This is a genomic window from Streptomyces luomodiensis (assembly GCF_031679605.1).
GTDB classification, from domain to species: Bacteria; Actinomycetota; Actinomycetes; order Streptomycetales; family Streptomycetaceae; genus Streptomyces; species Streptomyces luomodiensis.
In genome coordinates this window covers 8,879,614-8,905,100 of sequence record NZ_CP117522.1, presented here as the reverse complement: position 1 = coordinate 8,905,100, position 25,487 = coordinate 8,879,614, and the positions used below count along the sequence as shown (strand labels likewise).

General features: G+C 72.6%; 26 protein-coding genes and 1 pseudogene. 13 read left to right on the top strand and 14 right to left on the bottom strand.

Annotated features, from left to right (window positions below; translation table 11 throughout):
- Positions 1-5: 5 nt before the first annotated feature.
- Together PS467_RS37445 and PS467_RS37440 are read left to right on the top strand one after the other, a co-directional pair.
- A complete protein-coding gene (locus PS467_RS37445; protein WP_311038973.1) occupies positions 6-1,430 on the top strand; it encodes a non-oxidative hydroxyarylic acid decarboxylases subunit C in 1,425 nt (474 codons plus the stop codon).
- Between the two features lie 35 nt (positions 1,431-1,465).
- A complete protein-coding gene (locus PS467_RS37440; RefSeq protein WP_311038972.1) occupies positions 1,466-1,714 on the top strand; it encodes a non-oxidative hydroxyarylic acid decarboxylases subunit D in 249 nt (82 codons plus the stop codon).
- 4 nt (positions 1,715-1,718) lie between these two features.
- On the opposite strand, the gene PS467_RS37435 is transcribed toward PS467_RS37440, so the two are convergent.
- The 3 genes from PS467_RS37435 to PS467_RS37425 form a co-directional block, all read right to left on the bottom strand.
- Entirely contained in the window at positions 1,719-2,954 is a 1,236-nt protein-coding gene (locus PS467_RS37435) for a cytochrome P450 (protein WP_311038971.1), read from the bottom strand.
- A 90-nt stretch (positions 2,955-3,044) separates the two neighbouring features.
- A complete protein-coding gene (locus tag PS467_RS37430) occupies positions 3,045-3,245 on the bottom strand; it encodes a ferredoxin (protein WP_311038970.1) in 201 nt (66 codons plus the stop codon).
- Positions 3,242-3,859, bottom strand: a complete 618-nt coding sequence (locus tag PS467_RS37425; RefSeq protein WP_311040081.1) for a TetR/AcrR family transcriptional regulator — start codon at positions 3,857-3,859, stop codon at positions 3,242-3,244. Before PS467_RS37425 ends, PS467_RS37430 begins: the two co-directional genes overlap by 4 nt.
- Positions 3,860-4,016: 157 nt before the next feature.
- Here PS467_RS37425 and PS467_RS37420 point away from each other — a divergent pair, with 157 nt between their 5' ends.
- From PS467_RS37420 to PS467_RS37410, 3 genes and pseudogenes are all read left to right on the top strand, one after another.
- Positions 4,017-4,853, top strand: a complete 837-nt coding sequence (locus PS467_RS37420; protein WP_311038969.1) for a maleylpyruvate isomerase family mycothiol-dependent enzyme — start codon at positions 4,017-4,019, stop codon at positions 4,851-4,853.
- A gap of 87 nt (positions 4,854-4,940) precedes the next feature.
- Positions 4,941-5,447, top strand: a complete 507-nt coding sequence (locus PS467_RS37415; RefSeq protein WP_268976107.1) for a mycothiol transferase — start codon at positions 4,941-4,943, stop codon at positions 5,445-5,447.
- 28 nt (positions 5,448-5,475) lie between these two features.
- A pseudogene (locus PS467_RS37410) lies at positions 5,476-5,949 on the top strand (SRPBCC family protein); the annotation flags it as partial.
- Between the two features lie 48 nt (positions 5,950-5,997).
- On the opposite strand, the gene PS467_RS37405 reads toward PS467_RS37410, so the two are convergent.
- Together PS467_RS37405 and PS467_RS37400 are read right to left on the bottom strand one after the other, a co-directional pair.
- Positions 5,998-6,678: a LysE family translocator gene (locus PS467_RS37405; RefSeq protein ID WP_311038968.1), complete on the bottom strand. Its 681-nt coding sequence runs from the start codon at positions 6,676-6,678 to the stop codon at positions 5,998-6,000.
- A gap of 87 nt (positions 6,679-6,765) precedes the next feature.
- Positions 6,766-7,887, bottom strand: coding sequence for a diaminopropionate ammonia-lyase (locus PS467_RS37400; protein ID WP_311038967.1), 1,122 nt, complete (start codon positions 7,885-7,887; stop codon positions 6,766-6,768).
- 90 nt (positions 7,888-7,977) lie between these two features.
- Between PS467_RS37400 and PS467_RS37395 the strand changes: the two genes are divergently transcribed.
- From PS467_RS37395 to PS467_RS37385, 3 genes are all read left to right on the top strand, one after another.
- The gene (locus PS467_RS37395) at positions 7,978-8,904 is read left to right on the top strand and encodes a LysR family transcriptional regulator (protein WP_311038966.1); all 927 of its coding nucleotides are present in this window, start codon (positions 7,978-7,980) and stop codon (positions 8,902-8,904) included.
- A 107-nt stretch (positions 8,905-9,011) separates the two neighbouring features.
- Positions 9,012-9,308: a hypothetical protein gene (locus tag PS467_RS37390; protein WP_311038965.1), complete on the top strand. Its 297-nt coding sequence runs from the start codon at positions 9,012-9,014 to the stop codon at positions 9,306-9,308.
- A 223-nt stretch (positions 9,309-9,531) separates the two neighbouring features.
- Complete coding sequence (locus PS467_RS37385) at positions 9,532-9,777, top strand: hypothetical protein (RefSeq protein WP_311038964.1); 246 nt, start codon at positions 9,532-9,534, stop codon at positions 9,775-9,777.
- A 76-nt stretch (positions 9,778-9,853) separates the two neighbouring features.
- On the opposite strand, the gene PS467_RS37380 is transcribed toward PS467_RS37385, so the two are convergent.
- From PS467_RS37380 to PS467_RS37360, 5 genes are all read right to left on the bottom strand, one after another.
- Positions 9,854-11,029, bottom strand: a complete 1,176-nt coding sequence (locus PS467_RS37380; protein ID WP_311038963.1) for a damage-control phosphatase ARMT1 family protein — start codon at positions 11,027-11,029, stop codon at positions 9,854-9,856.
- Positions 11,030-11,063: 34 nt separating this feature from the next.
- Positions 11,064-11,906, bottom strand: a complete 843-nt coding sequence (locus PS467_RS37375) for a pentapeptide repeat-containing protein (protein WP_311038962.1) — start codon at positions 11,904-11,906, stop codon at positions 11,064-11,066.
- 78 nt (positions 11,907-11,984) lie between these two features.
- Positions 11,985-12,239: a hypothetical protein gene (locus PS467_RS37370; protein WP_311038961.1), complete on the bottom strand. Its 255-nt coding sequence runs from the start codon at positions 12,237-12,239 to the stop codon at positions 11,985-11,987.
- 65 nt (positions 12,240-12,304) lie between these two features.
- Positions 12,305-13,447 carry an inorganic phosphate transporter gene (locus PS467_RS37365; protein WP_311038960.1) on the bottom strand — a complete coding sequence of 381 codons (1,143 nt, stop codon included), beginning with the start codon at positions 13,445-13,447 and terminating at the stop codon, positions 12,305-12,307.
- Positions 13,448-13,644: 197 nt separating this feature from the next.
- Positions 13,645-14,034 carry a YybH family protein gene (locus PS467_RS37360; RefSeq protein WP_311038959.1) on the bottom strand — a complete coding sequence of 130 codons (390 nt, stop codon included), beginning with the start codon at positions 14,032-14,034 and terminating at the stop codon, positions 13,645-13,647.
- An 88-nt stretch (positions 14,035-14,122) separates the two neighbouring features.
- Here PS467_RS37360 and PS467_RS37355 point away from each other — a divergent pair, with 88 nt between their 5' ends.
- From PS467_RS37355 to PS467_RS37345, 3 genes are all read left to right on the top strand, one after another.
- Entirely contained in the window at positions 14,123-15,037 is a 915-nt protein-coding gene (locus tag PS467_RS37355; RefSeq protein ID WP_311038958.1) for a LysR family transcriptional regulator, read from the top strand.
- A 351-nt stretch (positions 15,038-15,388) separates the two neighbouring features.
- The gene (locus PS467_RS37350; RefSeq protein WP_311038957.1) at positions 15,389-16,324 is read left to right on the top strand and encodes a TauD/TfdA dioxygenase family protein; all 936 of its coding nucleotides are present in this window, start codon (positions 15,389-15,391) and stop codon (positions 16,322-16,324) included.
- A gap of 163 nt (positions 16,325-16,487) precedes the next feature.
- The gene (locus tag PS467_RS37345; protein ID WP_311038956.1) at positions 16,488-19,274 is read left to right on the top strand and encodes an AfsR/SARP family transcriptional regulator; all 2,787 of its coding nucleotides are present in this window, start codon (positions 16,488-16,490) and stop codon (positions 19,272-19,274) included.
- 87 nt (positions 19,275-19,361) lie between these two features.
- Here the strand turns inward: PS467_RS37345 and PS467_RS37340 are convergent, their stop codons facing one another.
- The 3 genes from PS467_RS37340 to PS467_RS37330 all read right to left on the bottom strand — a co-directional run bounded on the left by PS467_RS37340 (position 19,362) and on the right by PS467_RS37330 (position 21,677).
- Entirely contained in the window at positions 19,362-20,195 is an 834-nt protein-coding gene (locus PS467_RS37340; protein ID WP_268976093.1) for an SAM-dependent methyltransferase, read from the bottom strand.
- A 52-nt stretch (positions 20,196-20,247) separates the two neighbouring features.
- Positions 20,248-20,574, bottom strand: a complete 327-nt coding sequence (locus PS467_RS37335) for a hypothetical protein (RefSeq protein ID WP_311038955.1) — start codon at positions 20,572-20,574, stop codon at positions 20,248-20,250.
- Between the two features lie 221 nt (positions 20,575-20,795).
- Positions 20,796-21,677 (bottom strand): alpha/beta fold hydrolase, encoded by an 882-nt coding sequence (locus PS467_RS37330; RefSeq protein WP_311038954.1) that lies wholly within the window; start codon positions 21,675-21,677, stop codon positions 20,796-20,798.
- Between the two features lie 153 nt (positions 21,678-21,830).
- Between PS467_RS37330 and PS467_RS37325 the strand changes: the two genes are divergently transcribed.
- Positions 21,831-22,781, top strand: a complete 951-nt coding sequence (locus tag PS467_RS37325; protein WP_311038953.1) for an anti-sigma factor RsbA family regulatory protein — start codon at positions 21,831-21,833, stop codon at positions 22,779-22,781.
- A 96-nt stretch (positions 22,782-22,877) separates the two neighbouring features.
- Here the strand turns inward: PS467_RS37325 and PS467_RS37320 are convergent, their stop codons facing one another.
- Positions 22,878-23,744 (bottom strand): AraC family transcriptional regulator, encoded by an 867-nt coding sequence (locus PS467_RS37320; protein ID WP_311038952.1) that lies wholly within the window; start codon positions 23,742-23,744, stop codon positions 22,878-22,880.
- Positions 23,745-23,992: 248 nt separating this feature from the next.
- Between PS467_RS37320 and PS467_RS37315 the strand changes: the two genes are divergently transcribed.
- Positions 23,993-25,462: a class II fumarate hydratase gene (locus PS467_RS37315; RefSeq protein WP_311038951.1), complete on the top strand. Its 1,470-nt coding sequence runs from the start codon at positions 23,993-23,995 to the stop codon at positions 25,460-25,462.
- The last annotated feature ends 25 nt before the right edge of the window (positions 25,463-25,487 follow it).

The window sequence follows — 25,487 nt, the reverse complement described above, 5'->3', positions numbered from 1 at the left end:
TCCCCATGGCCTACGACGACTTCCGCGGCTTTCTCGAAGCCCTCCGGAAGGAGGGTCAGCTGCTGCACATCACCGACGAGGTGCTGCCGGAGCCGGACATCGCCGCCGCCGCGAACGCCGCCCCGCGCCTGGGCGACCAGGCCCCCGCCCTGTACTTCGACAACGTCAAGGGCTTCACCGACGCGCGGATCGCGCTCAATGTGCACGGCTCCTGGGCCAATCACGCGCTCGCGCTCGGCCTGCCCAAGGAGACCGGCACCAAGGAGCAGGTCGAGGAGTTCATCCGCCGCTGGGACACCTTCCCGGTCGCCCCCGAGTGGCGGGAGAACCCGCTGTGGGCCGAGAACACCCTGGAGGGCGAGGACGCCGACATCTTCCGGGTGCTCCCGCTGATCCGGCTCAACGACGGCGACGGCGGCTTCTACATCGACAAGGCGGCCGTGGTCTCCAAGGACCCCGACGACCCCGAGCACAGCGGCAAGCAGAACGTCGGCATCTACCGCATCGAGGTCAAGGGCCGGCGCACACTGGCCATCCAGCCGGTGCCGGTGCACGACATCGCCCAGCATCTGCACACCGCCGAGGAGCGGGGCGAGGACCTGCCGGTGGCCATCACGCTCGGCAACGAGCCGATGATCTCCATCGTGGCCTCCACCCCGATGGAGTACGAGCAGAACGAGTACGAGCTGGCCGGTGCCCTGCGCGGCGCGCCCACGCCGCTCGCCAAGGCCCCGCTGACCGGGCTGCCCGTGCCGTGGGGCTCGGAGGTGGTCATCGAGGGCGTGATCGAGGGCCGCAAGCGGGAGATCGAGGGCCCGTTCGGCGAGTTCACCGGCCACTACTCCGGCGGCCGCAACATGCCCGTCATCCGCATCGACCGGATCTCGTACCGCACCAACCCGGTCTTCGAGCACCTCTACCTCGGCATGCCGTGGACCGAGGTGGACTACCTGATCGCCGCCAGCACCTGTGTGCCGATGTACAAGCAGCTGCGCCGCGACTTCCCCGAGGTCCAGGCGGTCAACGCGATGTACACCCACGGCCTGGTCGTCATCGTGTCCACCAAGAAGCGCTACGGCGGTTTCGCCAAGGCCGTGGGCATGCGGGTGCTGACCACCCCGCACGGCCTCGGCTACGCCACCACCGTGATCGTGGTGGACGAGGACGTGGACCCGTTCAACCTGCCCCAGGTGATGTGGGCGCTGTCCACGAAGATGAACCCGGCCGGCGATCTGGTCCAGATCCCCAATCTGCCGGTGCTGGAGCTGGCCCCGCAGGCCATCACGCCCGGTATCACCGACAAGCTCGTCATCGACGCCACCACCCCGGTCGCCCCCGACAACCGCGGCAACTACGGCACCCAGGTGCGCGATCTGCCCGAGACGGGCGAGTGGCTGGCCCGGCTGCAGAAGCTCGCCGGCGCCCGCTGACCGCCTCCGCTCCCCCACTCCATGGAAGGACCATGATGTCCGACACCACCACCCTGTGCCCGCGCTGTGCCCACCGGACGATCGAGCACATCTTCGCCTCCCCCGTCCCCGGCGTCTGGGAGGTGCTCCAGTGCGGGCGCTGCCTGTACATGTGGCGCACCAGCGAGCCCGCACGGCGCACCCGGCGCGACGCCTATCCCGAGGAGTTCATGATGACGCCCGAGCAGATCGGCGCCGCGCCGCAGGTCCCGGCCGTTCCGCCGCTGCGGACGCCCGCGGCCTGAACCGCTACCAGGTGACGGGGAGTTCATAGACCCCGTAGATCACCGCGTCGTACTTGAACGGGATGTCCGACAGATCCGTCGCCATCCGCAGCGTGGGGACACGCCGGAAGAGGGTGGGGTAGACCACCTGGAGCTCCATCCGGGCCAGCGGCTGGCCCAGACAGTGGTGGGTGCCCACGCCGAACGCCTGGTGGTGACGGGCGTCGCGGCCGATGTCCAGCCGGTCCGGGTCGGGGAAGACCGCCGGGTCCCGGTTGGCCAGCTCGCCCAGCAGGATCACCCCCTCACCGGCCCGGATGGTCCGGCCGGCGATCTCGATGTCCTCCAGTGCCGTGCGGCGGCGTCCGAGGTGGACGACGCTGAGGTAACGCAGGAGTTCCTCCACCGCGGAGGCGATCACCTTGGGGTCGTCGGCCGCCCGGACCCGGGCGAGCTGTTCGGGGTGCTGGAGCAGTAGCAGCGTGCCCATCGTGATCATGTTGGCGGTGGTCTCGTGTCCGCCGAGGAGCAGCAGCACGCCCATCGCGACCGCCTCACGGCGGGTGAGCTCTCCGGCCTTGATCCGCTCACCGAGACCGGAGAGCAGGTCCTCGCCGGGCTTGCCGAGCTTCTCGCCCACCAGCTGGTCCAGGTACTCGCCCAGCAGGGTGTGCGCGGCCTGCCGCTCCTCGGGCGTGGCCACGGCGGAGACCAGGACCCTGCTGTTGGTCTGGAAGAACTCGTGGTCCTCGTACGGGACGCCGAGCAGCTCGGAGATCACCAGCGAGGGCAGCGGCAGCGCGAGCGCCTGGACCAGGTCGGCCGGTTTCGGCCCGGCCAGCATGCGGGTGATGAAGTCGTCCACCATCTCCCGCACCACGGGGCGCATCGCCTCCACCCGCTTGATGGTGAAGGCGCCGCTGACCATGCGGCGCAGCCGGGCGTGCTCCGGATCGTCCATCCCGACGAAGCTCAGGTCGGTGGCCTGCCGCTCGCCGCCCGTGTGGGGCACGGGGCTCGGGAAGCCGGGGTGGGAGAAGTCGGCGCTCAGCCGGGGGTCGGAGAGCAGCGTCTTCTGCTCGGCGTGGCCGGTCACCACCCAGGGGGTGCTGTCGTTCCAGGACCGGACCCGGGTCAGCGGGCCCCGCCGCGCCAGCCCGCGCAGCTCCGGGGACGGGTCGAAGGGGCAGGCCGCGGCCCGCGGCTGGGGGAAGTCGGGGATCTCGGCCGACGTGTCGTCGGCCACGGGCGAGGTGGTCATGGTCTTCCTCCGGTGGTCGGTCGGCGTGGGCCGGTCACGCGGGGGCGGCGAGCGCCCGCGCGGGCAGGGGCGGCCGGGCCGACGGCGCGGTCACGCGGTGTCGCCCAGCCGGATCGCGGCGGCCGGGCACATGCTCGCGGCCTCCCGGACGGCGGCGTGCCGCTCTTCGACGGGCTCGGCGTCGAGGAGGACGACGATGCCGTCCTCCTCGCGCTGGTCGAACACCTCGGGCGCGAGGAGCACGCACTGGCCCGCGCCGCAGCACTTCGCCTCATCGACGGTGATCTTCATGTCCGGGTCTCCTTGGCTGGGGAACGGGGGGTGACCGGGGCGAGGAGCAGACCGGTGATGGCGTCGGTCAGCGCACCGGCCGTGTCGTCCCAGGACGGCTGGCGCGTGCTGATCCCCTCGGCCAGGGCGCGCTCCCGTTCGGCACAGGTGTGCGTGATCAACTGGCGGGCCATGTCGCCGCGTTCGGCCCGTACCTCGGCGGGCAGGGCGTCCAGGCAGCGGCCCAGGCCGTGGAGGGTTTCCCGCAGCGGCTCCCGGGTGAGGGCCTCGTCGGTGACGATCGCCCGCAGTACCGGGTCGGTCAGCACCTGCACGGCGAACCGGGCGTGCCAGGAGGGGACGCCCAGGGTGGCCAGGTGCTCGGGGGCGGGCCGCACCAGGCAGGCCACCCAGTCCCGGACCTCCCGGCTGCCGCGGGTCTCGTCCAGCATCCGCTGCCGGATCCGCTCGATCGCATCGGAGTGCTTGCGCATGATGGCGCGCACCAGATCCGCCCTGGTGCCGAAGTGGTAGCCGACCGCGGCGACATTGCCCTGCCCGGCCGCCTCGCTGATCTGCCGGTTGGACACCGCGACCAGTCCGTGTTCGGCGTAGAGCCGTTCCGCCGCGGCCATGATGGCTTCGCGGGTCTCGACGGAGCGGACAGTGCGGGCGCCGGCCACCGTGGCCTCCGGTCTGGATCGTTCGCGTGAGCTGTCGACGCCACCTTAAAACAGGTGAATTAAACAAAGCAACTGGCCGAGCGCGGAAGCCACCTGACAGAGTGCTGCCATGGACTATTCAGCCCATTTCCATCGTGAGATCGTGGCGTTCGAGCAGGTGGCCCGTGGCGCCGCCGACGGGGCGGACGCGCCACTGATTCCCTCCTGCCCCGGCTGGACGATGTCGGATCTGGTACTGCACCTGGGCGGGGTGCACCGGCTGATCGCCCGTGTGATCCGGGAGCGGCTCACCCAGCAGCCGGACCTCACCGACGTCACCCTCTTCGACCTTCCCGAGGACCGCACGGGCTGGCCGGGGCTCACCGGCGCACCGCATCACGGCCCGGTGCCGGTGGGCCTCGTCGACTGGTTCGCCGAGGGGGCCGCCCGGCTCGAGGCGCTGTTCAGGAGCGGTGACCCGGACGCGGCGGTGTGGACCTGGTCGGCGGAGCGGACGGCGGGATTCTGGCTGCGGATGCAGACCATCGAGGCGGCCCTGCACCGCTGGGACGCCGAGCAGGCGGCCGGCGGACCGGCCCGGCCGATCGAGCCCGACCTCGCGGCGGACGCCGTGGCCCAGACGTTCGAGGTGATGGCACCGGCCCGGCGGGCGTGGCGGGAGGCCCCTCCCGGCGCGGGTGAGCGGTTCCGGTTCCGCCGGACCGACGGTCCGGGGCTGTGGACGGTCCGGTTCGACGGCGATGATGTCCGGCTCACCACGGGCGCCGCGGACGAGGGCGCGGCGGACGAGGGCGCCGACGACGCGTCCCGCGCTGTCGAACTGGCCGGGACCGCCTCCGATCTGGCGCTGTTCCTGTGGCGGCGGCTCCCAGCGGACCGGCTCGAGAAGGTGACGGGCGACCATGCGGTGCTCGACCGCTACTTCACCCTCGTCCCGCCCGTGTGAATCGCCTCCCGGCGAGTCGGCACCCCGCGGCCCGCGCCGCGGGGTGAAACCATGGCCGGGAGGTAACCACGAGCGAGGGAGCCGCGAATGAACAGCGCCGATCTGCTGGCCGACGCCTTCGAGCGGGTGGGTGAGGAGGTGCACGCGGCCGTGGCCGGGCTCTCGGCGGACGAGCTGGCCGTGCGGCTGGACAGCGGGGCCAATTCGATCGCCTGGCTGGTGTGGCATCTGACCCGGGTCCAGGACGACCACATCGCCGACGCGGCCGGCACCGAGCAGCTGTGGACGTCCGAGGGCTGGGCCGAGCGGTTCGGCCTGCCGTTCCCGCCGGAGGCCACCGGCTACGGCCACCGGAGCAAGGACGTGGCGGCGGTGCGGGCGGACGCCGAGCTGCTCACCGGGTACTACGACGCGGTGCACGAGAACACACTCGCCTTCGTGCGCGGGCTGCGGGACCACGATCTGGACCGGATCGTGGACGAGCGGTGGACACCGCCGGTGAGCCTCGGCGTCCGGCTGATCAGCGTGATCGCCGACGATCTGCAACACGCGGGGCAGGCGGCGTTCATCCGCGGCACGATCCGCAGGCGGTAGGGCGGAATCGCGACACCATCACCCGGCACGACGAGCGGAGGAAGCGATGGCCGACAGACCGGCGTTCAGGTACGTCATCTATATCGAGGGCACGGCGGAGAAGGTCTGGCACACGCTGACCGACGCCGACCTCACGGCCGAGTACTGGGACCACCACAACGTGTCGGACTGGCAGGCCGGCTCCGCGTGGGAACACCGGCGGACGGACGGCTCCGGTATCGCCGACGTCGTCGGCACGGTCGTGGCGAGCTCACCGCCCACCCGGCTGGTGACCACCTGGGCCCTGCCCGACGCGGCCGCCGCCGCCGAGCCTTCCCGGGTCACCTTCGACATCGAGCCGCACGGCGACATCGTCCGGCTGACCGTGACCCATGAGAACCTGCCGGACGAGACCGAGCGGGCCATCGCGGCCCACGGCTGGGCCGCGGTGCTGTCCAATCTGAAGTCGCTGATCGAGACGGGCAGCCCGCTGCCGCAGTGGCCCTGGCTGGTCCCCCGCTGACGGCCGCCCCGGCCACCGCCGGCCGTGGGGCCGTGAGACCCGGGCCGATCAAGCGGAGGTGGTCGCGACCGCGAGGCCGAAGCCGATCAGCACCACGCCCGTGGTCCACCCGAGCGCGCGGTGGACCCGCGGCGTGCGGAGGACTGGCCCGGCCTTGGACAGCAGGAGCACATAGCCGCTCAGCCAGGCGAGGGTGAGGCCGGCGTGGAGCAGGACGAGCAGCGTCATGGCCCAGGCGGCCGGCAGCCGGGGCGGGGCCAGTGTGGGGAGCAGGCCGGTGTAGCTGACGGCGATCTTCGGGTTGAGGACATTGCTGATCAGGCCGGTACGCCACGGGCTCCCGGCGGTGGCGCGGGTGCCGGTTTCGGTGCCGGTGCCGGTGCCGGTTTCGGCGCCGGTTTCGGTGCCGGTGCCGGTGCCGGTTTCGGCCGGGGCGGTGGCGGCCCGGCGGTTGTGCCACAGCGCCCGTACGCCCAGGAACACCAGATAGCCGGCGCCCAGCAGCTTGACGGCCAGGTAGGCCGCGGGTGAGGCGGCCAGCACGGCCGCGAGACCGGCCACGGTGAGCGCGCCCCAGACCAGCAGCCCGGTCGCGATCCCGCCCACGGTCCGCAACGCGTCCGCGCGGCCGGCCTCGATGGCACGCCGGGTCACCACCGCCATGTCCGGGCCGGGCACGACGGTCAGCAGACCCAGGACACCGATGGCGGCCGCGAAATGGGTCAGCATGCCGCCGCCCTCCTCCGGGTCGGACCGGTCGGCGGCGGGGTGGGGGTGCGGTCGTTCAACGCGGTGGGTCTTTCGGGGGTCGGGATGTCAGCGGTCGGTGGTGGCGGAGTGCGGGTTGGCGGCCGGGCCTTCGGTGCTCAGCAGCACGACCACCGAGGACGGGCCGAGCCCCAGCGCCGCACGGCGCTCCTCCGCGCCCTCGCCGGTGAGCGCCGCGCGCACACCGGCGAGCGCCGCGGCCCCGCAGGGGCCCGAGGCGACGCCGAGCGCGGCGAGGCGGGCGACCGCGCGGGCGCTGTCGGGATCGGAGACGGCGACGGCGGCGTCCAGCCCGCCCCGGAGACAGGGCCAGGCGATACTGGACGGGGTGCCGCAGTTCAGCCCGGCCATCGCGGTGTCACCGGTGGTGACGCTGACGGGTGTGCCGAGGGTGAGGCTTTCCAGGACGCAGGCCGCGGCCCGCGGCTCCACCGACAGCAGCGCCGGAGTCCGCCCGGACGGGCGGCTGCGGTAGTGGGTGACCACGGCTTGGGCCAGGGACCCCACACCCACCGGTACGGAGACGAGGTCGGGGCCCCGGGCGGCCCCTTCGGCCGCCAGCTGCTCGTCGATCTCGGCACAGAGGGTGGAGTAGCCCTCGACGATCCACCCCGGGATCCGCTCATAGCCCGGCCAGGCCGTGTCCTGGACCAGGACCGCCGCCGGTCCGGCAGCCGCCTCGGCCGCCAGGCGCACCGCCTCGTCGTACGGCCCCGGGACCTCGGTGACCCGCGCCCCCTCGGCGGCGATGGCCGCCACGGCCCGCCGGTGCACCCCCCGGGGCACGAAGACGTGGGCGCGCTGCCCGAACAGGCGCGCCATCCGCGCCACCGCGCGGCCGTGGTTGCCGTCGGTGGCGGTCACCAGGGTGACCGGGCCCGGTTCGCCGCTCGTGGCCCGTTCGGCGAGGGCGCGGTGGACCGCCCAGGACGCGCCCAGCGCCTTGAACGCGGGCAGCCCCAGACGGCATGACTCGTCCTTGACGAAGACCCGGCCGACCCGCAACTCCGCCGCCAGCGGCGGGAGTTCGGTCAGCGGGGTGGGCGTGTAGCCGGGCAGCGCGGTATGGAAGTCGCGCACCTCGGCGGGGGCGGGCGCACACCGCCAGGTGCGGGCGCCGGGCCGTACGGACCACGGCAGCGCACAGAGGGAGGAAGCGTTTTCGGACACCCGTCCAGGGTCCACTGCCTCCTACGATCGGGTCCAGCGAATGTTCTCGACCTATACTCATCGGCCATTCCGATGATTCGCGGAGTACCGATGTTCGACCTGCACCGGCTGCGCCTGCTGCGTGAGCTCAAGCGCCGCGGCACCCTCGCGGCCGTCGCCGCGGCCCTGTCCTACGCCCCCTCCTCCGTCTCCCAGCAGCTCTCGCAGCTGGAATCGGAGGTCGGCGTCCGCCTGCTGGAGCCGGTCGGGCGGCGGGTACGGCTGACCGAGCAGGCGGAGATCCTCGTGGCCCACACCGAGGTGATCCTCGAACGCCTGGAGCGCGCGGAGGCGGACATCGCCGCGTCCCTGACCGACCTGACCGGCACCCTGCGCATCGCCTCGTTCCAGACGGCCGCGCTGACCCTGGTCCCGGCCACCCTCGATCTGCTGCGCGCCCGCCATCCGCGGCTGCGCGTCCACGTCACGCACATGGAACCGGAAAAGTCCCTGCCCGCCCTGCAAGCCCGCGACTTCGACCTGGTCCTCGCCGAGGAATATCCCGGCAATCCCAATGCGCGGCCCGCCGAACTCGAACAGGAGGACCTGCTCGACGACCCCCTGCACCTCGCGCTGCCCCACGGGGCCGGCCGCCCGGACGCCGATGGCCCGACGGCGGCGCTGCGTTCACTCGCCCACCACCCCTGGGTGATGGAGCCCGAAGGCACGGCCGCGCGGCACTGGGCGGTGACGCTGTGCCGCGACGCCGGTTTCGAACCCGACGTACGGTTCGAGACCGCCGACCTCCTGCTCCACCTCCGCCTCGTCGAGCAGAAACACGCCGCCGCCTTCCTTCCCGACCTCGTCTGGAGCGGACAGCGCCCGTCGGTCCCGCTGCGGCGGCTTCCGCGCGGCCGGCGCACCCGCCGCATCTTCACCGTCGTACGCCGCGGGAGCAACCGGCACCCCGCGATCCTGGCGTGCCGGGACGCCCTCGCGCGGGCGGCCGGCCTCCGCTCCGGCCAGAAGATGTCGTAGGCCGGACGGACCACCCTCCGGTGCGCTTACCCGGTTTTCGCCTGTTCTCCTTCGTTAAATCGGATCGTCAGACACATCTCGCACTGCGACTCGACTCGGAGGAATCCATGCAGATCGCGAAGAAGGCCGCCCTGCTGGCCGCGACCGCCGGCGCCCTGGCGCTCCTCGGCACCGGCACCGCGGCTGCCAACGGCGGAGGCAGCGGTTACGGCGGCGGTTACGGCGGCGGCTCCGACCGAACCAGCGGAGCCCCCACAGGCCCCACCAACCTCGACGTCTCCACCTTCATCTTCCAGAGCAACAAGTGCGACACCAACAACGGGAGCGCCTGGTCCGTGGGCGGGCTCGGCCCGAGCGGTGACATCAACATCGGCGCCACCTGCCTCAACCACATCGGCGGCTGACCTCCGCGGAACCGGCGGCGACCGAGGTCGCCGACTCGACGCGCTCCCCCCACCTCGCAGCGGTGGGGGGAGCATGTCGTTTCCGATGCCACCATTCGGGGTGACCGAGGGGGAATCATGCGCTGGACGGGTCACTCTCCGGTGTGCTTACCAGACTTCAATGGTCTTTCTTCCGTTAAATCATGATGTCAGTTCATACTGCGCCTCATTGACGGAGGAATCCATGCAGATCAGGAAGAAGGCCGCCCTGCTGACCGCGGCCGCAGGCACTCTGGTACTCCTCGGCACCGGCACCGCGGTCGCCAACGGCACCAGCGGGACAGCCCCCACCAGCTTCGACGTCTCCACCTTCATCTTCCAGAGCAACAAGTGCGACACCAGCAACGGGTGGGCCATGTCCGGTGGCTGGGGAGCCCCGAGCGGTGACATCAACATCGGCGCCACCTGCGTCAACAACATCGGCGGGTAACCTCCGCGGAACCGGCGGCGGTCGCCACCGCTGAACCAGCGCGTCCCTCACCCTTCAGCGGTGAGGGGCGCGCGGCTCACCCCCGTACCTGGATCAGCGCATGGGCGCCACTGGTGCGCCACCGGTCCTCCCGCGCGTCCAGCGTGGCCACGGTCGGCTCGTCGAGTCCGACGATCACATCCGACTTCAGGGTGCGCAGTGCGGCCACCGGGCCGGGGAAGTACCCGGTGCGGTCGGCGAAGGAGGTGGTCGGGGGCCACATCCGGTCGCCGACGAGGCGGCGGTAGTTCAGATCGCCCTTCATCACGGTGAGCGTGGCCCCGGCGAACTCACGCCGCAGATCGCCCGGCATCTCCTGGTACGGCAGCGGTGCGCGGAAGAAGTCGTGCGCCCGCACCGTGAGCCGCCCGTCGCCGAGGGCCGCCCACAGCCGTCCGCCGACCCCGGCCGCGGCGCCCTTCGCCCCGGCCAGCCGGCGCAGACAGTCGACCACGTCCTCCGTGGTGGCGTCGGAGACGTAGTACGGATACGGCTTCACCTGGAGCACCACCCGCTCGGCACGCCCGTGGTGGAGCACATGGTCGATGAGGACGAGGTCGGGGAGCAGCTCCCGTCCGGCGTTGTCCGCCACCACGCACAGCGTGGCCGGGGAGCCGACCGGCAGCAGCGACCACAGCGCCTCCGCGTCGTCCGCGACCAGGGGCGGGGTGGCGGCGCCGGTCGCCTCCGCGCCCGTGGCGGAGAGGCGGAAGCCCAGGTCCGCGCGGTTGCCCCACAACGAGCCGTGCACCAGCACCTGGGCCTGTTCGCCGGCGGGCCGGCGCAGGACGTCATCGAGCGCGGCCAGCTCGGCCTCGGCCTGAGGGGTGTGCAGCTCGGCCTGTTTGAAGGGACGGAACGGATCGATGCCCCGCCAGGGGCCGTCGGCGAAGTAGCCCACGGCCTCCAGGAGCCGGCGGTAGAAGTAGCTCTCCGCCCACAGGAACGGGACGTCGAACCAGGACCGGCCGAAGTGCTCCCGGCCCCACACCTCCCACCGGTCGTGGTCGTAGGCGGTGGGGGCGAGCGGGGGGATGGTGCCCTCGGCGCTGTTGTCGCGCAGCGCGTCGAGGGCGCGGTGCTGTTCGGGGCCGTACGGGAAGGCGTCGCGCACCTTCTCGATCAGCGCCGGATGGCGCTCGGCCAGCACACTCCGGGCGAACGACCCGGGCTCATCGGCACGGATCACGGGCGCGTCGACGGTGTCGGACATGGCAGTCAGGGTCGCACACCCGGGCAGCGGGCGGTCACCAGTGGACGGGGCGGGTGAGGGCCGGTGGCAGCCGGGTGGCGGCGTCGCCCCGGGCCGCGTTCAGCTGGGCCTGGGTGAGGAAGACGGCTCCCCGGAGGTCGGCCCCGCTCAGATCGGCGTCGCGGAGGTCGGCCCCGATCAGATCGGCCGAGGTCAGATCGGCCCGTTCGAGGCCGGCCGCGATGAGACGGGCCCCGCGGAGGTTGGCACCCCGCAGATCGGCTCCGCGGAGGTCGGCGCCGATCAGATCGGCTCCCCTGCGGTTCTTCTTCCTGCCCGGTATCCGGGCCCGCACCAGGTCGCTCGTCCGCAGCAGCAGCTGATTGACCTGGTCGCGGTGGGCCGCCAGATCCAGCTCCCTCAGCTCGGCGGCGCTCCCGAGGGTGAGGCGCTCCGTCTCGTGCAGCGCCTGGCGCAGCGCGCCGTGGACGGGCCGGGCGGCGGGCAGGGTCAGGGCCTCGGTGAGGTACCAGAGCAGCTCATGGAGGTGGCGCACGACGGGGAAGACGGCGAACATCTCGGCGGCCGTTTCGGGGTGCCGCCGCCAGTCGCGGCCCTCGAAGGTGAGCTGGGAGACCTTCTGCCCGGCGCCGAAGCAGTCGTAGACCGTACAGCCGGAGAAGCCCCGCTCCCGCAGCCGGGCGTGGATGCCGCAGCGGAAGTCGGACCGGAGGTGGCGGCAGGGCTCTCCCGCGTCCTTGCCGATCGCGAAGTCGGCCGAGGCCGCGAAGGGCAGGGCGACACAGCACAGTCCGAAGCAGCTGCCGCAGTCGGCCCGCAGGGCGGGGCGGTCCGCGCCGGCCGGGCCGGCGGAGGGGGGTTCGGTCGTGGGTGACACCGTGCGCGCTCTCCCGGGAGGACAAGAGCACCGCGGTCCGCGGCGGTGCTCGGCAGGAATCCATTGTCGCAAGCGCGCTCAGCCCGGAACGATCAGGTCGATGCCATAGGCGGCGGTCGCCAGACACGCGGCGAAACACGCCACCGCCGCGGCCGCCGCCACCCGCTCCGAACGGTCGCGGTGCGAACGGTCGCGGTGTGCGCCGTGGCGCGGTGCGCCGCCGCCGGCGCGGGCCCAGGCGGCGACGCCGAGGGAGAACATCACGACCACCAGGACGGTGACCCCGAGGCTGACCCCGAAGACCCCGCCGATCGTGCCCCACGTGGTGCCCATGCGGTTCAGCTCCTCACGGCGGTCGGTCCGGGTTCAAGCGGTCGTACGCTCAGCCGGTCGTGCGCTCAGGCGGTCGTGCCCAGGGAGCGCTCGGCCCGCTCGGGAAGTCGCGGCGCGTTGACGTTGTCCGGGTTCACCGGGCGGCGGCGGGCGAGGACGAAGAAGCCCACCGCCGCCGCCACGGCTACGCCCGCCACCAGGGCCACCCCGGCGTTGCCCCGGCCCGCCACCCAGGCCGCGACCCCGCCCACGGCCGCCGCCGCGGGCAGGGTCAGCAGCCAGGACACGGCGATCCGCCCGGCGATCCCCCAGCGCACCTGGGCCAGCCTCCGGCCGAGCCCCGCCCCCAGGATGCTGCCGGTGCACACCTGGGTGGTGGACAGCGCGAAGCCCAGATGCGACGAGGCCAGGATCACCGCGGTCGCGCTGGTCTCGGCGGCGAAGCCCTGCGGGGGCTGGATGTCGGTCAGCCCCCTCCCCATGGTCCGGATGATCCGCCACCCTCCGGCATAGGTGCCGAGTGAGATCGCCAGGCCCGCGCTGAGCACCACCCACCACGGCGGCCCCGCGCCGTGGCCGAGCACACCGCCGGAGATGAGGGTGAGGGTGATGACGCCCATCGTCTTCTGCGCGTCGTTGGTGCCGTGGGCGAGGGCCACCAGGGAGGCGGATCCCACCTGGCCGGCGCGGAAGCCCTTCCGCGCCGCATGGGCGGCCGCCCGGCGGGTGATCACATAGGCGAGATAGGTCGCCGCCACGGCCACCACACAGGCCACCACCGGCGAGGCGAGCCCCGGCACCACGATCTTCTCGACGATCGCGGGGAAGCGCACCGCGGAGCCCCCCGCACCCACCCACACCGCGCCGATCAGCCCGCCGAACAGGGCGTGTGAGGAACTCGACGGCAGCCCGGCGAACCAGGTGGCCAGATTCCACAGAATCGCCCCGACCAGGCCCGCGAAGATCATGACCGGGGAGACCCGGACGTCGTCGACGATGCCGTTGGAGATCGTCTCGGCCACTTCCGTGGAGAGGAAGGCCCCCGCCAGATTGAGCACCGCGGCGACGGCGACCGCGATCCGGGGCGACAGCGCCCCCGTGGCGATGGACGTGGCCATCGAGTTGGCCGTGTCGTGGAATCCGTTGGTGAAGTCGAAGGCCAGTGCCGTGAGGATGACGGCGACCAGAAGGAAGGAGACGGAGTCCATTCCCGACCTCCCGCGCCAGGAACGGTCCGGCACTCGTCGCGTCGGACCGTCTCGCGAGACCGCTGCCTGCTGTCCACGCTAGGCGCGGTGTCAGGCGGCCGCCAGCGCTGGCGCCCGGCCCGTCGGCACCGGGCCCACCGGACGGACCGCACCGTCCTGGTCCGGCCCGCCGGTCCCGGCCCCGATGGGCACGGTCCTCACTCGGCCCCGGGCTCGGGGCGGTTCTCGGGACGGATCTCGGGGCGGTCCATGATGCGCAGCCAGGTGCCGTCCGGCTGCCGGCGGGCCACCTGGACCCGGCCGCCGGTGTGGTCGGCGGGGCGGGTCGAGGTGAGGGCCAGATCGCCGTAGCGGACGGTCGGCAGCGCCTCCTCGGTCCGGAACGGGCCCGGGGCGTGTGCCAGCATCCGCTCGCAGACGGCGCGGATCGCCTCCCGGCCGACGGTCGTGGCGCCCGGCGGATAGGCGAGCACCGCGTCCGGCTCGTAGAGCTCGGCCAGTCCCTCGGCGTCACCGGCGTTGGCGCGCTCCACGAACAGCCGGGCCAGGTCCTCGGGGGTGGTGGCGCGGTCACGGGTCTCGGTCATCGTCGACTCCTCTCGTCTGCCTCCACTCTCCGGCGGCCCGAACCAGAAGTCCAAGAGATGGCAGGTCTGGGAGCTAGAATCATCGGTTATGGAACTGCGGCAGCTCGTGTACTTCGTGGCGGTGGCCGAGGAGCGGAACTTCACCCGGGCCGCGGAGCGGGTGCATGTGGCCCAGCCGGGTGTCAGCGCGCAGATCCGCCGGCTGGAGCGCGAGCTGGGCCAGGAGCTGCTGGACCGTTCGGGCCGCTCGGTGCGGCTGACCGAGGCGGGCGCGGCGGTGCTGCCCTACGCACGGGCGGCGCTCGCGGCGGTGGAGGGCGCCCGGCTCGCGGTCGACGAGCTGACCGGGCTGCTGCGCGGGCATGTCGCGGTCGGCACGGTGACGTCGCACAACGTGGATCTGCCGGGGCTGCTGGCGGAGTTCCACGACGCCCATCCGGCGGTGGAGATCACCCTCACCGAGGCCAGGTCGGACGAGCTGCTGGAGGGTCTGCGCACGGGACGGCTCGACGCGGCCATCGTCAGCGTGGGCGAAAGCACCCCGGCCGGCGTCGCGCTGGAGGTGATCACGGATCAGCCGATCGTGGCCGCGGTCAGCCCGGACCACGAGCTCGCCGTGCACTCCGCCATCTCGCTGGACACTCTGCGGGGCCGTGCGCTGATCAGCCTGCCGCGCGGCACGGGGCTGCGCACCCGGATCGACGAGGCGTGCGCGGCCGCCGGTTTCACCCCGCACATCGCGTTCGAGGCCAGCGATCCGGAGGTGCTGGCACAGCTCGCCGAGCGGGGGCTGGGCGCGGCGATCCTGCCCGGCGCGTTCGCCGAGGCGCGCGCGGACCGGCTGCGGCCGGTCCTCATCGACCGGCCGGCCCTGCGGGGGCGGCTGGTGTTCGCCTGGCGGGCGGACGGCCCGAGCGGCCCGGCCGGCCGGGCCCTGGTCGAGCGCGCCCGCACCGCCCTGGGCGGTCCGTCCCGCCCGGCGTCCGGCTCCGCCACCGGATGAGGCGTCCGGCTCCGCCACCGGGTAAGGAGTCACCCCGTGGACGTAGGTGACACGCACCGTTGACAGCTCACCGGGACAGATCCCAGAATTGCCCTCATGATCAGGCACCGGTTCGACTCGACGGGACATCTTCGCGTTCCGGACCGGACCGGGTGTACGCGCTCGGGCCACTGACCGGGATTTCCCACATCCCGCGGCCAACCGCCCCCGCGCCCCCGAGACCACGCCGGTCATTCCCCTGACGATCCGGGCATCCGACGATCCGGACGACATTCCCGTGGTTCCCCGCGGCACGAGGGCACCCCTCTCTTTTCCCGCCCGCCCCTTCCGTGTCACGCATGAGGAGACGCCATGACCGTCGTCGACACCGCCCCAGCGACGCTGCGCGAGGCCCACATCCCGCCGGGCGGGATGTACGAGGGCCCGCGCATTCTGCGCCGGCTGCCCGAAGGGTGGGAGGAGCGGCCGTACGAGAGGTTCGAGGTGGTGCCGCTCGGACGCGTCATCGGCGCCGAGATCCGCGGCCTGGACCTCTCCCGGCCGCTGGAGCCCGCGCTGCGCGAGGAGGTCAACCGCGCCCTGCTGGAGTGGAAGGTGCTCTTCTTCCGCGGCCAGCACCTCACTTCGGAGCAGCAGCGCGGATTCGCCCGCCACTGGGGCGAGTTGGAGACCAACCCGCTGCTCGCCGCCGGTTCCAGCGCGGATGTCGTCCGCTTCGACAAGGGGTCCGGCGCCACCCCGACCTTCGAGAACGTCTGGCACACCGACGTCACCTTCCGGACCCGGCCCGCGCTCGGCGCCGTACTGCAACTGCGCGAGGTGCCGCCGGTGGGCGGGGACACCCTGTGGGCGGACATGGCCGCGGCGTACGACAACCTTCCGGCGGAGGTGAAGGACCGTATCGACGGTGCCACCGCCGTCCACGACTTCATCCCCGGTTTCGCCCGCTTCTACGGACCCGAGCGGCTCGCCCCGTTCCAGGAGATGTTCCCGCCGGTGGAGCACCCGGTCGTGCGCACCCATCCGGAGACGGGCCGCCGGATGCTGTTCGTCAACACCTCCTTCACCACCCGGATCACCGGGATGGAGCGGGCGGAGAGCGACCGGCTGCTGAGCTTCCTGTGCCGGCAGGCGCACGTCCCGGAGTACCAGGTGCGTTTCCACTGGCAGCCGGGCGATGTGGCGTTCTGGGACAACCGCGCCACCCAGCACTACGCGGCCAATGACTACGCCCCGCACCGCAGGGTCGCCGAACGCGTGGCCATCGAGGGCGACCAGCCGTTCTGACCTCCGCTGTCCGCCGGGGCCCCGGCGCGACGTTTTCCGGTCATCCGCACGCCCGTACCCGGCGAGGACACCTCCGGCGCGGATGAAACGATACGCGTCAGGGCCACACCGGAGGTATAACCGTTGCGGAGTGGTCAGTTGACGAGCCGACGGAAGGCGACGGGTGCGATACCGGGTCCTGGGGCCGCTGGAGCTGCGCAAGGGCGAGGAGTGGGCCTCCCTGGGGCCGGCCAAGTGGCGGATGCTGCTCGCGGTGCTGCTGTGCCACGCCAACCAGACCGTGTCCACCGAGCGGCTCCTGGACGAACTCTGGGGCGAGGGCCGGGCGCCCCAGAGCGCCACCAAACTGCTCCAGACCTATGTCTCCCGCCTCCGCCAGACCCTGGCCGACGAGTCCGGGCGGACCCTGGTCACCGAGAAGCAGGGCTACAAGGCGCACGGCTACCGGCTGTCCGTGGAGGCCGCCGAGTTCGACGCCCACCGCTTCGAGCAGCTGGTCGAGGAGGGGCGGCGGTGCCTGGACCGGGAGGCGCCCGAGGCCGCCGCCGAGCGGCTGCGCGAGGCGCTGGCGATGTGGCGCGGCGCCCCGTTCGCCGATGTGCCCCCGACCCCGGCGGTGGCGGCGGAGGCCACCCGGCTCCAGGAGTGCCGGGTGCGGGCCGTGGACGCCCGGATCGAGGCGGACCTGCGCTGCGGGCGGCATGCGGCCGTCCTGGGTGAGCTGGAGGCGCTGACCGCCGAGCATCCGTTCCGGGAGGAGCTGCGCGGACGGCTGATGCTGGCCCTGTACCGGTCCGGCCGGCAGGCCGACGCCCTGGCCGCCTACCGCGATCTGCGCCGGCTGCTGAGCGAGGAGCTGGGGGTCGAGCCGACCCCGCCGCTGCGCCGGCTCCACGAGCGGATCCTGAACGCCGACGCCTCGCTGCTGACGGCGCCCGCCCCGCAGGAGGACCGGCCCGTTCCCGCCGCACCCCCGCGCAAGGCCCCCCGGGGCCCGCGCCAACTGCCGCCCGCCAGCCCCGCGTTCACCGGCCGGCACGGCGAGGTCGCGGTGATCGAGGCGCTGCTGCACGCCGGCGGGGACCCGGAGGCGGACGAGGGCGCGGGCGGACGGTCGGTGATGCTCGCGGCCATCGACGGCACCGGCGGGGTCGGCAAGTCGGCCCTGGCCATCCACGCCGGGCACCAGCTGGCCGACCGCTTCCCCGACGGCCAGCTCTATGTGGATCTGTACGGGGCCACCGCCGGGCAGTCGGCCCTGGAACCCGGCGAGGTGCTCGGCCGGTTCCTGCGCGCCCTCGGCGTGGACGGCTCGAACGTGCCGAGCGACCCCGACGAGGCGTCCGCGCAGTTCCGTTCGCTGGCGGCGGGCCGCAGACTGCTGGTGATCCTCGACAACGCCAAGAGCGTGGACCAGGTGCGGCCGCTGATCCCCGCCGGGCCGGGCTGTGCCGCGCTGGTCACCAGCCGCGAGATGCTGACCACCCTGGAGGGCGCCACCCATCTGCACCTGGACGTACTCCCCCAGGACCAGGCGGTGGCGCTGCTGGAGCGGGTGGTGGGCGCGGAGCGGGTGCGGGCCGAGCCCGCCGAGGCGGAGCAGATCACCCGGCTGTGCGGCGGGCTGCCGCTGGCGCTGCGGATCGCCGGCGCCCGGCTGGCCGCCCGCCCCGCGTGGCCGCTGCGCACCCTCGTAACGAAGCTGACCGACGCCCGCGGCCGGCTGGACGAGCTGCGCTTCGGCGATCTCGCCGTCCGTATCAGCTTCCAGGTCAGCTACGAGGGATTCCGGCTCGGCCGGCGCTCCGACGACGCGGACGCGGTGCGCGCCTTCCGGCTGCTCAGCGTGGTGCACGGCCATGATGTGAGCCTGCCGGTGGCCGCCGCGCTGCTGGACCTGCCCGCCGACCGCACCGAGAACGCGCTGGAGCGGCTGGTGGACGCCCAGCTCCTGGAGAGCCGGGACTCGGTCCGCTACCACATGCACGACCTGCTGCGGCTGTTCGCCCTGGAACAGGCCGAGCAGGAGGAGTCCGAGGCGGAGCGCACGGCGGCGCTGGAGCGGGCGCTGTCCTGCTATGCGGCCACCGCCCAGCAGGCGGTCACCCTGCTCGATCCGCTCCGCCCCTGGCCCCGGCATCCCGTCGCGGGCCCGGCGGTCCCGCTGACCGGCCACGACGAGGCCGAGGGCTGGCTGAGGAGCGAACTCCCCAATCTGCTGGCCGCCGTCGCCCACGCGGCCGAGCCCGCCCAGCCCGAGGCGATCGCACGCCTCGGGCTGGCGCTGGCGCGGGCGCTCCAGTGGTTCCTCTTCCCCCGGGCCCACGCCCAGGATCTCCAGACGGTCAACGAGCTGGCCATCGAGATCGCCCGCCGCCTGGACGACCTGGAGAGCGAGGCATGGGCGCTGGACGGCCTCTCCGCCGCGTACTGGCTCCAGCACAGCTATGACGAGGTACGGGTCTGCCTGGAGTCGGCGCTGGAGCTCTGGCGCGCACTGGGCCACGTGGCGGGCGAGTTGCGCTCCCTGTGCAATCTCGCGGACGCGCTGTGCGAGCTGAGCCTGTTCGAGGAGGCCATCACGGTGCAGGAGCGGCAGCTGGCCCTCGCCCGCGCGGCCGGGGACCTGCCGGCCGAGGTGATCGGCCTGGGCAACCTCGGCCGGGCCCACCGGGGCCTGGGCCGCCCCGAGGACGCCCTGACCTGTTTCAAGGAGAGCCTGGAGTACGCCCGCCGCACGGGCAACATCCACCACGAGGGCTTCGCCCTGTACGAGATCGGGATCACCTATATGGAACAGGGCAGGTTCGATGAGGGCCGGGCCCATATGGACCAGGCCCTGCCCGTGTGGAAGCGCCGCGGCACGTACGAGAGCTGGCGCGGGCACACCTGGAGCGGGCTCTTCCCCGCCTGTATGACCTTGCAGATCGGCCCCGGTCCGCGCGAGTGACCTGCTGGGGTCACCGGGCGGCCGGGGCGGATGCCGGTCGTGGGCCGTGGGGGCCGGTCACGGGCGTCCTGCGCGCGCAAGGCGGGGTTACGGCTTGCGGGCCACCCCGCCGTAGGCCCAGATCCGGCTGGGGTCGTGCGCGGCGCCGATGCCCGGACGCCAGGAGGACAGTTGCACCAGGCCCGGGGCGAGCGGTTCGAGGCCGGTGAAGAACTCCATGATCTGGGCACGGTCGCGGGAGACCAGGGAGACCGGTCCCTCGAAGCTGATGACCTCCCACTCCCGGTCGTGGTCGAGGGTGAAGTCACCGGTGGAATGGGACAGGACCAGACAGCTGCCCGGTGCGGCCCAGTCCATGAGCCGGCGGACGATGCCGACGGGGTCCTCCAGGTCCTCGAGGTATTCGAGGACGAGGGTGAGCAGGATCGCGACCGGCTGCGTGGGGTCGAGCAGCCGGCGCAGCTCCTCATGGCCCAGGAGGTCGTCGGGCGAGCGGATATCGGCCCTGACCATCGTGGTGCCGGAGACGGAGAGACGGGCCTGGCCGTGGCTGGCGACGATGGGGTCGTTGTCGGCGTAGACCACCCGGGCCCGGGGATTCACGGCCTGGGCGATCTCATGCACATTCGGGTTCGCCGGCAATCCCGCACCGATATCCAGGAATTGGCTGATGCCACTGGCGGCGAGATGACGGACGGCACGGTGCAGAAATCGCCGATTCGAGAGGGCGGTGTCGCGGATCTCCGGGGCGACTCCGAGAAAACGCTGGGCCTGTTCGTAATCGGCGAGGTAATTGTCCTTACCACCGACCAGATAGTTGTAGACCCGGGCCGGATTCGCCTTGCTGACCGCGAGCCGGCCGTGGTCGGACGGCCGCCACTCCCTTGTCCTGAGCCCTATGCCGGGCCCGCTGCTCTTCATCGTGATTCCCCTACCGATAGCACTGCCTCGCCTCACCGCGGACGGTCCCGGGTCACTGTGGACGCGGCGCCGCGCCCGGACGCCAGGTGACCGTGGCGCTGGGCCCCGGTTCGGCCCAGGCGACCGGGTCCCGGACCCACAGGTGGAAGGGCAGGTCGACATCCGCCGACACCCGGCTGAGCTGCCCCCAGGAGTACGCGTCGCCGGAGTGGGCCGCGGCGGCCTGGAGTGCCGCTTCGAGGCAGGCGCGGGCGGTGTGTTCGGCCCGGCAGGTGCCGCTCGGACCGGACCCCTCCACCCCGCCGCAGAGCTGGAAGGTGTGCCAGGCGTAGAGGGGTTCGTCCCCGGTATGTGGCTGATGCTGCTGGTCGACGTTCACAGGCCCTCTCCAGACGCGTCCCGACCGGGCGGCTGTAGCGATGCGTCCAGCATGGAAGAGGGCGGATCAGCGGCGGTATATCGGCGGTAAAGCGACGGGCCGCGGCGGCTCCACCGGGTCCGTCCCGGTCCCGGTCACCGCCGCGGCCGTGCCGCGTTCCGCAGTAGAAGGCCCTGGTCAGGCGCGTTATGACGGTCAGGTCCGCGCGCCGGGCCGCCTGGTCACTCGGCGAGCCAGGCCAGCACCTCGCGGTTGATCCGCTCGGGCCGCTCCAGGTGGAGGAAGTGCCCCGCGCCGTCGATCAGTTCCATCCGCGAGCCCGCCGGGAGGTGGTCCTCGGCCCGCTGGGACACATCGGCGCCGATGCAGCCGTCGTCGGTGCCGTGCAGGTAGAGGATGGGGGTCTCGCCGGTCCGGGTGACGGCCTCCTGCTCGGCCGCGTACGCCGCCACATGGCGGGTCGGGTCGAACAGCGCCCGGTAGTAGGCGATCGCGGCGGCGAGATGGGCCGGGTCCCGCAGGCTCTCCTTGACGTGCGCGATGTCCTCGGCGGCGTCCTGGTAGCCGGGCGACCAGTCCCGCCACAGGCCGTCGATCAGGGCCATGTCGTGCGCCGCCGCCCCGGCCTCGGCCAGCGGCGTCTGGAACAGGAAGATGTAGAAGGAGCGCTTGAACTGGCCGTAGTCGTAGTTGAAGAAGTCGGCCAGCACACCGCCCAGCGGAGGCACCGACATCGTGACGGCGCGCCGCCAGCGCTCGGGGGCGCTGGCGGTGGCCCCGTAGGCGGCGATGGCGCCCCAGTCGTGGCCGATGAGCACGGCGTCACCGTCGCCGCCGAGCGCCTCGTGCAGCGCGTTGGCGTCCGCGGCGATCGCACCCGCCTGGTAGGCGCCGTCGGCGGGAATGCCGGTGGGGGCGTAGCCCCGCAGGAAGGGCGCGACGGCGTGGTAGCCCGCGTCCGCGAGCGCGGGGAGCATATGGCGCCAGGAGTGCGCGGTGTCCGGGAAGCCGTGCAAGCAGAGCGCCAATGGGGCGTCGGCCGGACCCGCTTCGAAATACCCGAAATCAAGTCCATTTGCGTTGATGTACTTCAGCTCTGTCACGTCCGAGGATGCTAATGCAGCATCAACTCGCCGTCCATGTACCACCGGAAGGGGCTGCGCGACGGACGCGGGAAGTGGCAGACTGCGCTATACCGTCCGGTAATTCGATGACGCACATCCGTGTTTTCGCCGGCCGAGCCCCAGGGAGGCCCGATGACCAGCCCGAGCAGCCCCGTCGCCGACCACCGCGACGCGATGGTGCACCGTGGATTCCTCTATCGCGACGAGGAGGAAGTGGTCGACATCTGCGTCCCCTTCCTCCGGGAGGGGCTGGCGGCGGACGAGGCGGTGGCCGTCGTGGCCGCGACCTCCAACATCGCGGCGCTGCGGGACGCGCTCGGGCAGGACGCCAAGGCGGTGCAGTTCGAAGAGGCGCTCAGCTGGTACCAGCACCCGGTCAAGACCATCGCCGCCTACGACTCCTTCGTGAAGGCCGAGAAGCCGCGCCGGGTCCGGGTGATCGCCGAACCGGTGTGGCAGGGCCGCACCCCGCTCGAGGTGGTGGAGTGGGCGCGCTACGAGTCGATCGTCAACGCGGCCTTCGCCCACTCCGGTGCCCGCGCGATCTGCTGCTACGACCGCCGCCTGCTGCACCCCGAGATCCTCGCCTACGCGCGCCAGACCCACCCCGAGATCATCGACGGCCACGGGCCGGAGCGGAGCGACGCCTACACCGACCCCGGCCCGTTCAGCGCCACCTGCGACCGGCGCCCCCTGCCGCCCGCCCCGCGCACGGCCGAGTCCGTGCCGGTCGTCTCCACCCGGCTGGACGAGGTGCGCGCCTTCGTCGCCGAGCGGGCGAGCCGGCACGGCATGGGCCATGACGCGCTGCGCAACCTGGTCGCGGCGGTGAGCGAGGTGACCGCCACCGCGATCCGGCACGGCGAGGCCCCGGCACGGCTGAGCACCTGGGTCCACGACGGCGATCTGGTCTGCGAGATCTCCGGCCCCGGCCACTGGTACCCGGACGCCCTGTGGGGCTTCACCCCGCCGGCCGACGCGGAGCCCGGCTTCGGGCTGTGGGGCGTCCGCATGCTGTGCGACGTGGTGCAGATGCAGGCCGACGCGGACGGCACCCTCATCCGGCTGCGCACCCGCGTCTGACCGGCGCCGGCCCGACGTGGGCCGGCGCCGGCGGTCCGGCCGGCCCGGCGGGCCGGCCGAGGCGCCGGCGCCGCCTCCCGGAGCCTGCCGTCCCGCTCAGCCGGATACCTGCTCCACCGGCAGCCACAGTTCGGCGTCGGCCTCGGTCCTGTCCGGCGACAGCCGGGTGCGCAGGATCTCGGGACCGGGGCGGCCGCGGTACGGGTTCGACGGGAACCACTGGGTGTACACATCCCGCCACAGGTTCTGGATGGCCTGCGGGGCCGGCCCGGAGGTGGTGAAGACCGCCCAGGCGCCGGCCGGGACGGCCAGGGCGGTGGTGCCCTCGGGGGCGGCGGCGGAGGTGACCACTCCGTGGTAGTAGTCGAGTTCCGTGCCCTCGGCACGGCTGGGGTCCAGGTCGTCACAGACCGCGACGATGCCGTGCGGCTCCTGGTCCGACAGCTTCTCCAACCGCTCCAGGGTCCGCGGGCCGATACCACGGACGAAGTCCATGATGGCCTGGTTCGGCCCCGCGTGTACCAGCGGGACGCGGGCCTTGAGACCGACGACGGCGAAGTCCGGCTTGTTCTCTATGCGATGACGCATACTGCTGCTCCCCTCGACGATGAGACGAAAGGCCATCCGGGGCTGCGAACTGAGCGTGGCGCCGGTGCGCCGGGCCTCGCCCGGCCCGACTCCGTGCATGGCGCGGAACGCCCTGGCGAACGCCTCGCCCGAGCCGTAGCCGTACCGCACCGCGATCTCCAGCAGCGTCTCCCGCGCCGCGAGCACCTCCGCGCCCGCCAGGGTGAGCCGCCGACGCCGGATGTACTCCGACAGCGGCATGCCCGCGAGCGCGGAGAACATCCGGCGCAGGTGGTACTCCGACGTGGCCGCGATGCGCGCCAGTTCGGCCACGTCGATGGGCTGGTCGAGGTGGCGCTCGATGTGCTCCATCGCCTGGTTGAGCCTCTTCAGCACGCCCCGTCTCCTTCCTCGTGACGACCACCACGCTAGGCAGCGCACGGGGTGCCGGACCCGACATCCTGTGCCCGATCATGTCGGGTACTGGCGACGGCGCCGGATCGGCGGGGCGGGTCCGCTCCGGGCCGGGGCCCCGGCGCCGGATGCGGCCGGGGCGGTGCGGGGCGACACTGGCGGTGAGGGCATCGGCCGTGAGCGGAGTGTGTGGTGAGGGATCGGCTGCCATCCGTCTGGGAGAGCACGCGATGAACACGCCCCACAGGCGCCGGGGTGCCCAGGGCACCCCGAGGGTCCGGGACCTGCCCACCCGCATCGACGCCACCGGCACCCGCCGGGAGACCGACGAGCTGGGGGCCGTGGAGGTCCCCGCGGACCGGTACTGGGGCGCCCAGACGCAGCGGGCCCTGATCCACTTCGCGATCGGCGACGACCGTATGCCCAAGGCGATCTACCACGCCTACGGCTACGTCAAGAAGGCCGCCGCGCTGGTCAACGGGCGGGAGGAGCGGCTGGCGGGCTGGCAGGCCGATCTGATCGCCCATGTGGCCGACGAGGTGGTCTCCGGTGCGCTGGACGACCACTTCCCGCTGTACGTGTGGCAGGCCGGCTCCGGCGCCCAGACCAACATGAACGTCAACGAGGTCATCAGCAATCGCGCGGTCCAGCTGGTCGGCGGCGTCCTGGGCAGCAAGGACCCGGTGCACCCGGACGACCACGTCAATCTGGGCCAGGCCGGCAACGACACCTTCCCCACGGCCATGCACATCGCCGCCGTGCGCATTCTGCACGACCCCCTGCTGCCGCAGGTCAGCCTGCTCCAGGAGGCCATCGCCGCCAAGTCCCGCGCCTGGTACGACGTCCTCAAGACCGGCCGCACCCAGGTGCAGGACGCGGTCCCCCTCTCCGTGGGACAGGAGTGGTCCGGCCATGCCGCCCAGCTCTCCGACGCGCTGGAGCGGCTGCGCGCCACGCTGCCGGACCTCTATCAGCTCGCCATCGGTGGCACGGCGGTCGGCACCGGGCTGGGCGCCCCGGAGGGCTTCGGCCCGGCGGTGGCCCGGGAGATCGCGACGGCCACCGGCCACCCGTTCAAGGTGGCGTCCAACCCCTTCGCCGCGCAGAGCGGTGTGGACGCCCTGGTGGCCGCCTCCGCCGGGCTGCGGGGCCTCGCCGTGCCGCTGATGAAGATTGCCAACGATATCCGCTGGCTCGCCTCCGGCCCGCGCTGCGGAATCGGGGAGCTGACGCTGCCCGGATACGCACCGGGCAGCTCCAGCATGCCCGGCCAGGTCAACCCGGCCCAGTGCGAGGCCATGGTGATGGTGTGCACCCAGGTGCTCAACGCCGACGGCGCCGTCGCGCACGCGGGCACCCAGGGGAACTTCCAGCTCAACACGGCGCGGCCGCTCGTCATCCGCGACTTCCTGCACTCCGCCCGCATCCTCGCCGACGCCTGCGAGAAGCTGCGCACGTACTGCGTCGAGGGCATCGAGCTGAACCGTGAGCAGATCGACGAGTATCTCGCCCGCTCGCTGGTGCTGGTCACCGCGCTGTCCCCGGAGATCGGCCACGACAGGGCCGGCGAGATCGCCCGCAAGGCCGCCACCGAGGGCACGACCCTGCGCGAGGCCGCCATCGCCAGCGGTCATATCGGCGCCGAGGACTTCGACCGCATCGTGGACCCCCGGAAGATGGCCCGCCTCCGCCACGGCTGAGCCCGTCCCGGCGGCGTGTTCCGGG

What these genes read in the sequence shown, in the direction of transcription:
- PS467_RS37445 (WP_311038973.1), top strand. Translation starts at nt 6, where the DNA reads ATGGCCTACGACGACTTCCGCGGCTTTCTCGAAGCCCTCCGGAAGGAG.
- PS467_RS37440 (WP_311038972.1), top strand. Translation starts at nt 1,466, where the DNA reads ATGTCCGACACCACCACCCTGTGCCCGCGCTGTGCCCACCGGACGATC.
- PS467_RS37435 (WP_311038971.1), bottom strand. Translation starts at nt 2,954, where the DNA reads ATGACCACCTCGCCCGTGGCCGACGACACGTCGGCCGAGATCCCCGAC.
- PS467_RS37430 (WP_311038970.1), bottom strand. Translation starts at nt 3,245, where the DNA reads ATGAAGATCACCGTCGATGAGGCGAAGTGCTGCGGCGCGGGCCAGTGC.
- PS467_RS37425 (WP_311040081.1), bottom strand. Translation starts at nt 3,859, where the DNA reads ATGGCCGCGGCGGAACGGCTCTACGCCGAACACGGACTGGTCGCGGTG.
- PS467_RS37420 (WP_311038969.1), top strand. Translation starts at nt 4,017, where the DNA reads ATGGACTATTCAGCCCATTTCCATCGTGAGATCGTGGCGTTCGAGCAG.
- PS467_RS37415 (WP_268976107.1), top strand. Translation starts at nt 4,941, where the DNA reads ATGAACAGCGCCGATCTGCTGGCCGACGCCTTCGAGCGGGTGGGTGAG.
- PS467_RS37405 (WP_311038968.1), bottom strand. Translation starts at nt 6,678, where the DNA reads ATGCTGACCCATTTCGCGGCCGCCATCGGTGTCCTGGGTCTGCTGACC.
- PS467_RS37395 (WP_311038966.1), top strand. Translation starts at nt 7,978, where the DNA reads ATGTTCGACCTGCACCGGCTGCGCCTGCTGCGTGAGCTCAAGCGCCGC.
- PS467_RS37390 (WP_311038965.1), top strand. Translation starts at nt 9,012, where the DNA reads ATGCAGATCGCGAAGAAGGCCGCCCTGCTGGCCGCGACCGCCGGCGCC.
- PS467_RS37385 (WP_311038964.1), top strand. Translation starts at nt 9,532, where the DNA reads ATGCAGATCAGGAAGAAGGCCGCCCTGCTGACCGCGGCCGCAGGCACT.
- PS467_RS37380 (WP_311038963.1), bottom strand. Translation starts at nt 11,029, where the DNA reads ATGTCCGACACCGTCGACGCGCCCGTGATCCGTGCCGATGAGCCCGGG.
- PS467_RS37370 (WP_311038961.1), bottom strand. Translation starts at nt 12,239, where the DNA reads ATGGGCACCACGTGGGGCACGATCGGCGGGGTCTTCGGGGTCAGCCTC.
- PS467_RS37365 (WP_311038960.1), bottom strand. Translation starts at nt 13,447, where the DNA reads ATGGACTCCGTCTCCTTCCTTCTGGTCGCCGTCATCCTCACGGCACTG.
- PS467_RS37360 (WP_311038959.1), bottom strand. Translation starts at nt 14,034, where the DNA reads ATGACCGAGACCCGTGACCGCGCCACCACCCCCGAGGACCTGGCCCGG.
- PS467_RS37355 (WP_311038958.1), top strand. Translation starts at nt 14,123, where the DNA reads ATGGAACTGCGGCAGCTCGTGTACTTCGTGGCGGTGGCCGAGGAGCGG.
- PS467_RS37350 (WP_311038957.1), top strand. Translation starts at nt 15,389, where the DNA reads ATGACCGTCGTCGACACCGCCCCAGCGACGCTGCGCGAGGCCCACATC.
- PS467_RS37340 (WP_268976093.1), bottom strand. Translation starts at nt 20,195, where the DNA reads ATGAAGAGCAGCGGGCCCGGCATAGGGCTCAGGACAAGGGAGTGGCGG.
- PS467_RS37325 (WP_311038953.1), top strand. Translation starts at nt 21,831, where the DNA reads ATGACCAGCCCGAGCAGCCCCGTCGCCGACCACCGCGACGCGATGGTG.
- PS467_RS37315 (WP_311038951.1), top strand. Translation starts at nt 23,993, where the DNA reads ATGAACACGCCCCACAGGCGCCGGGGTGCCCAGGGCACCCCGAGGGTC.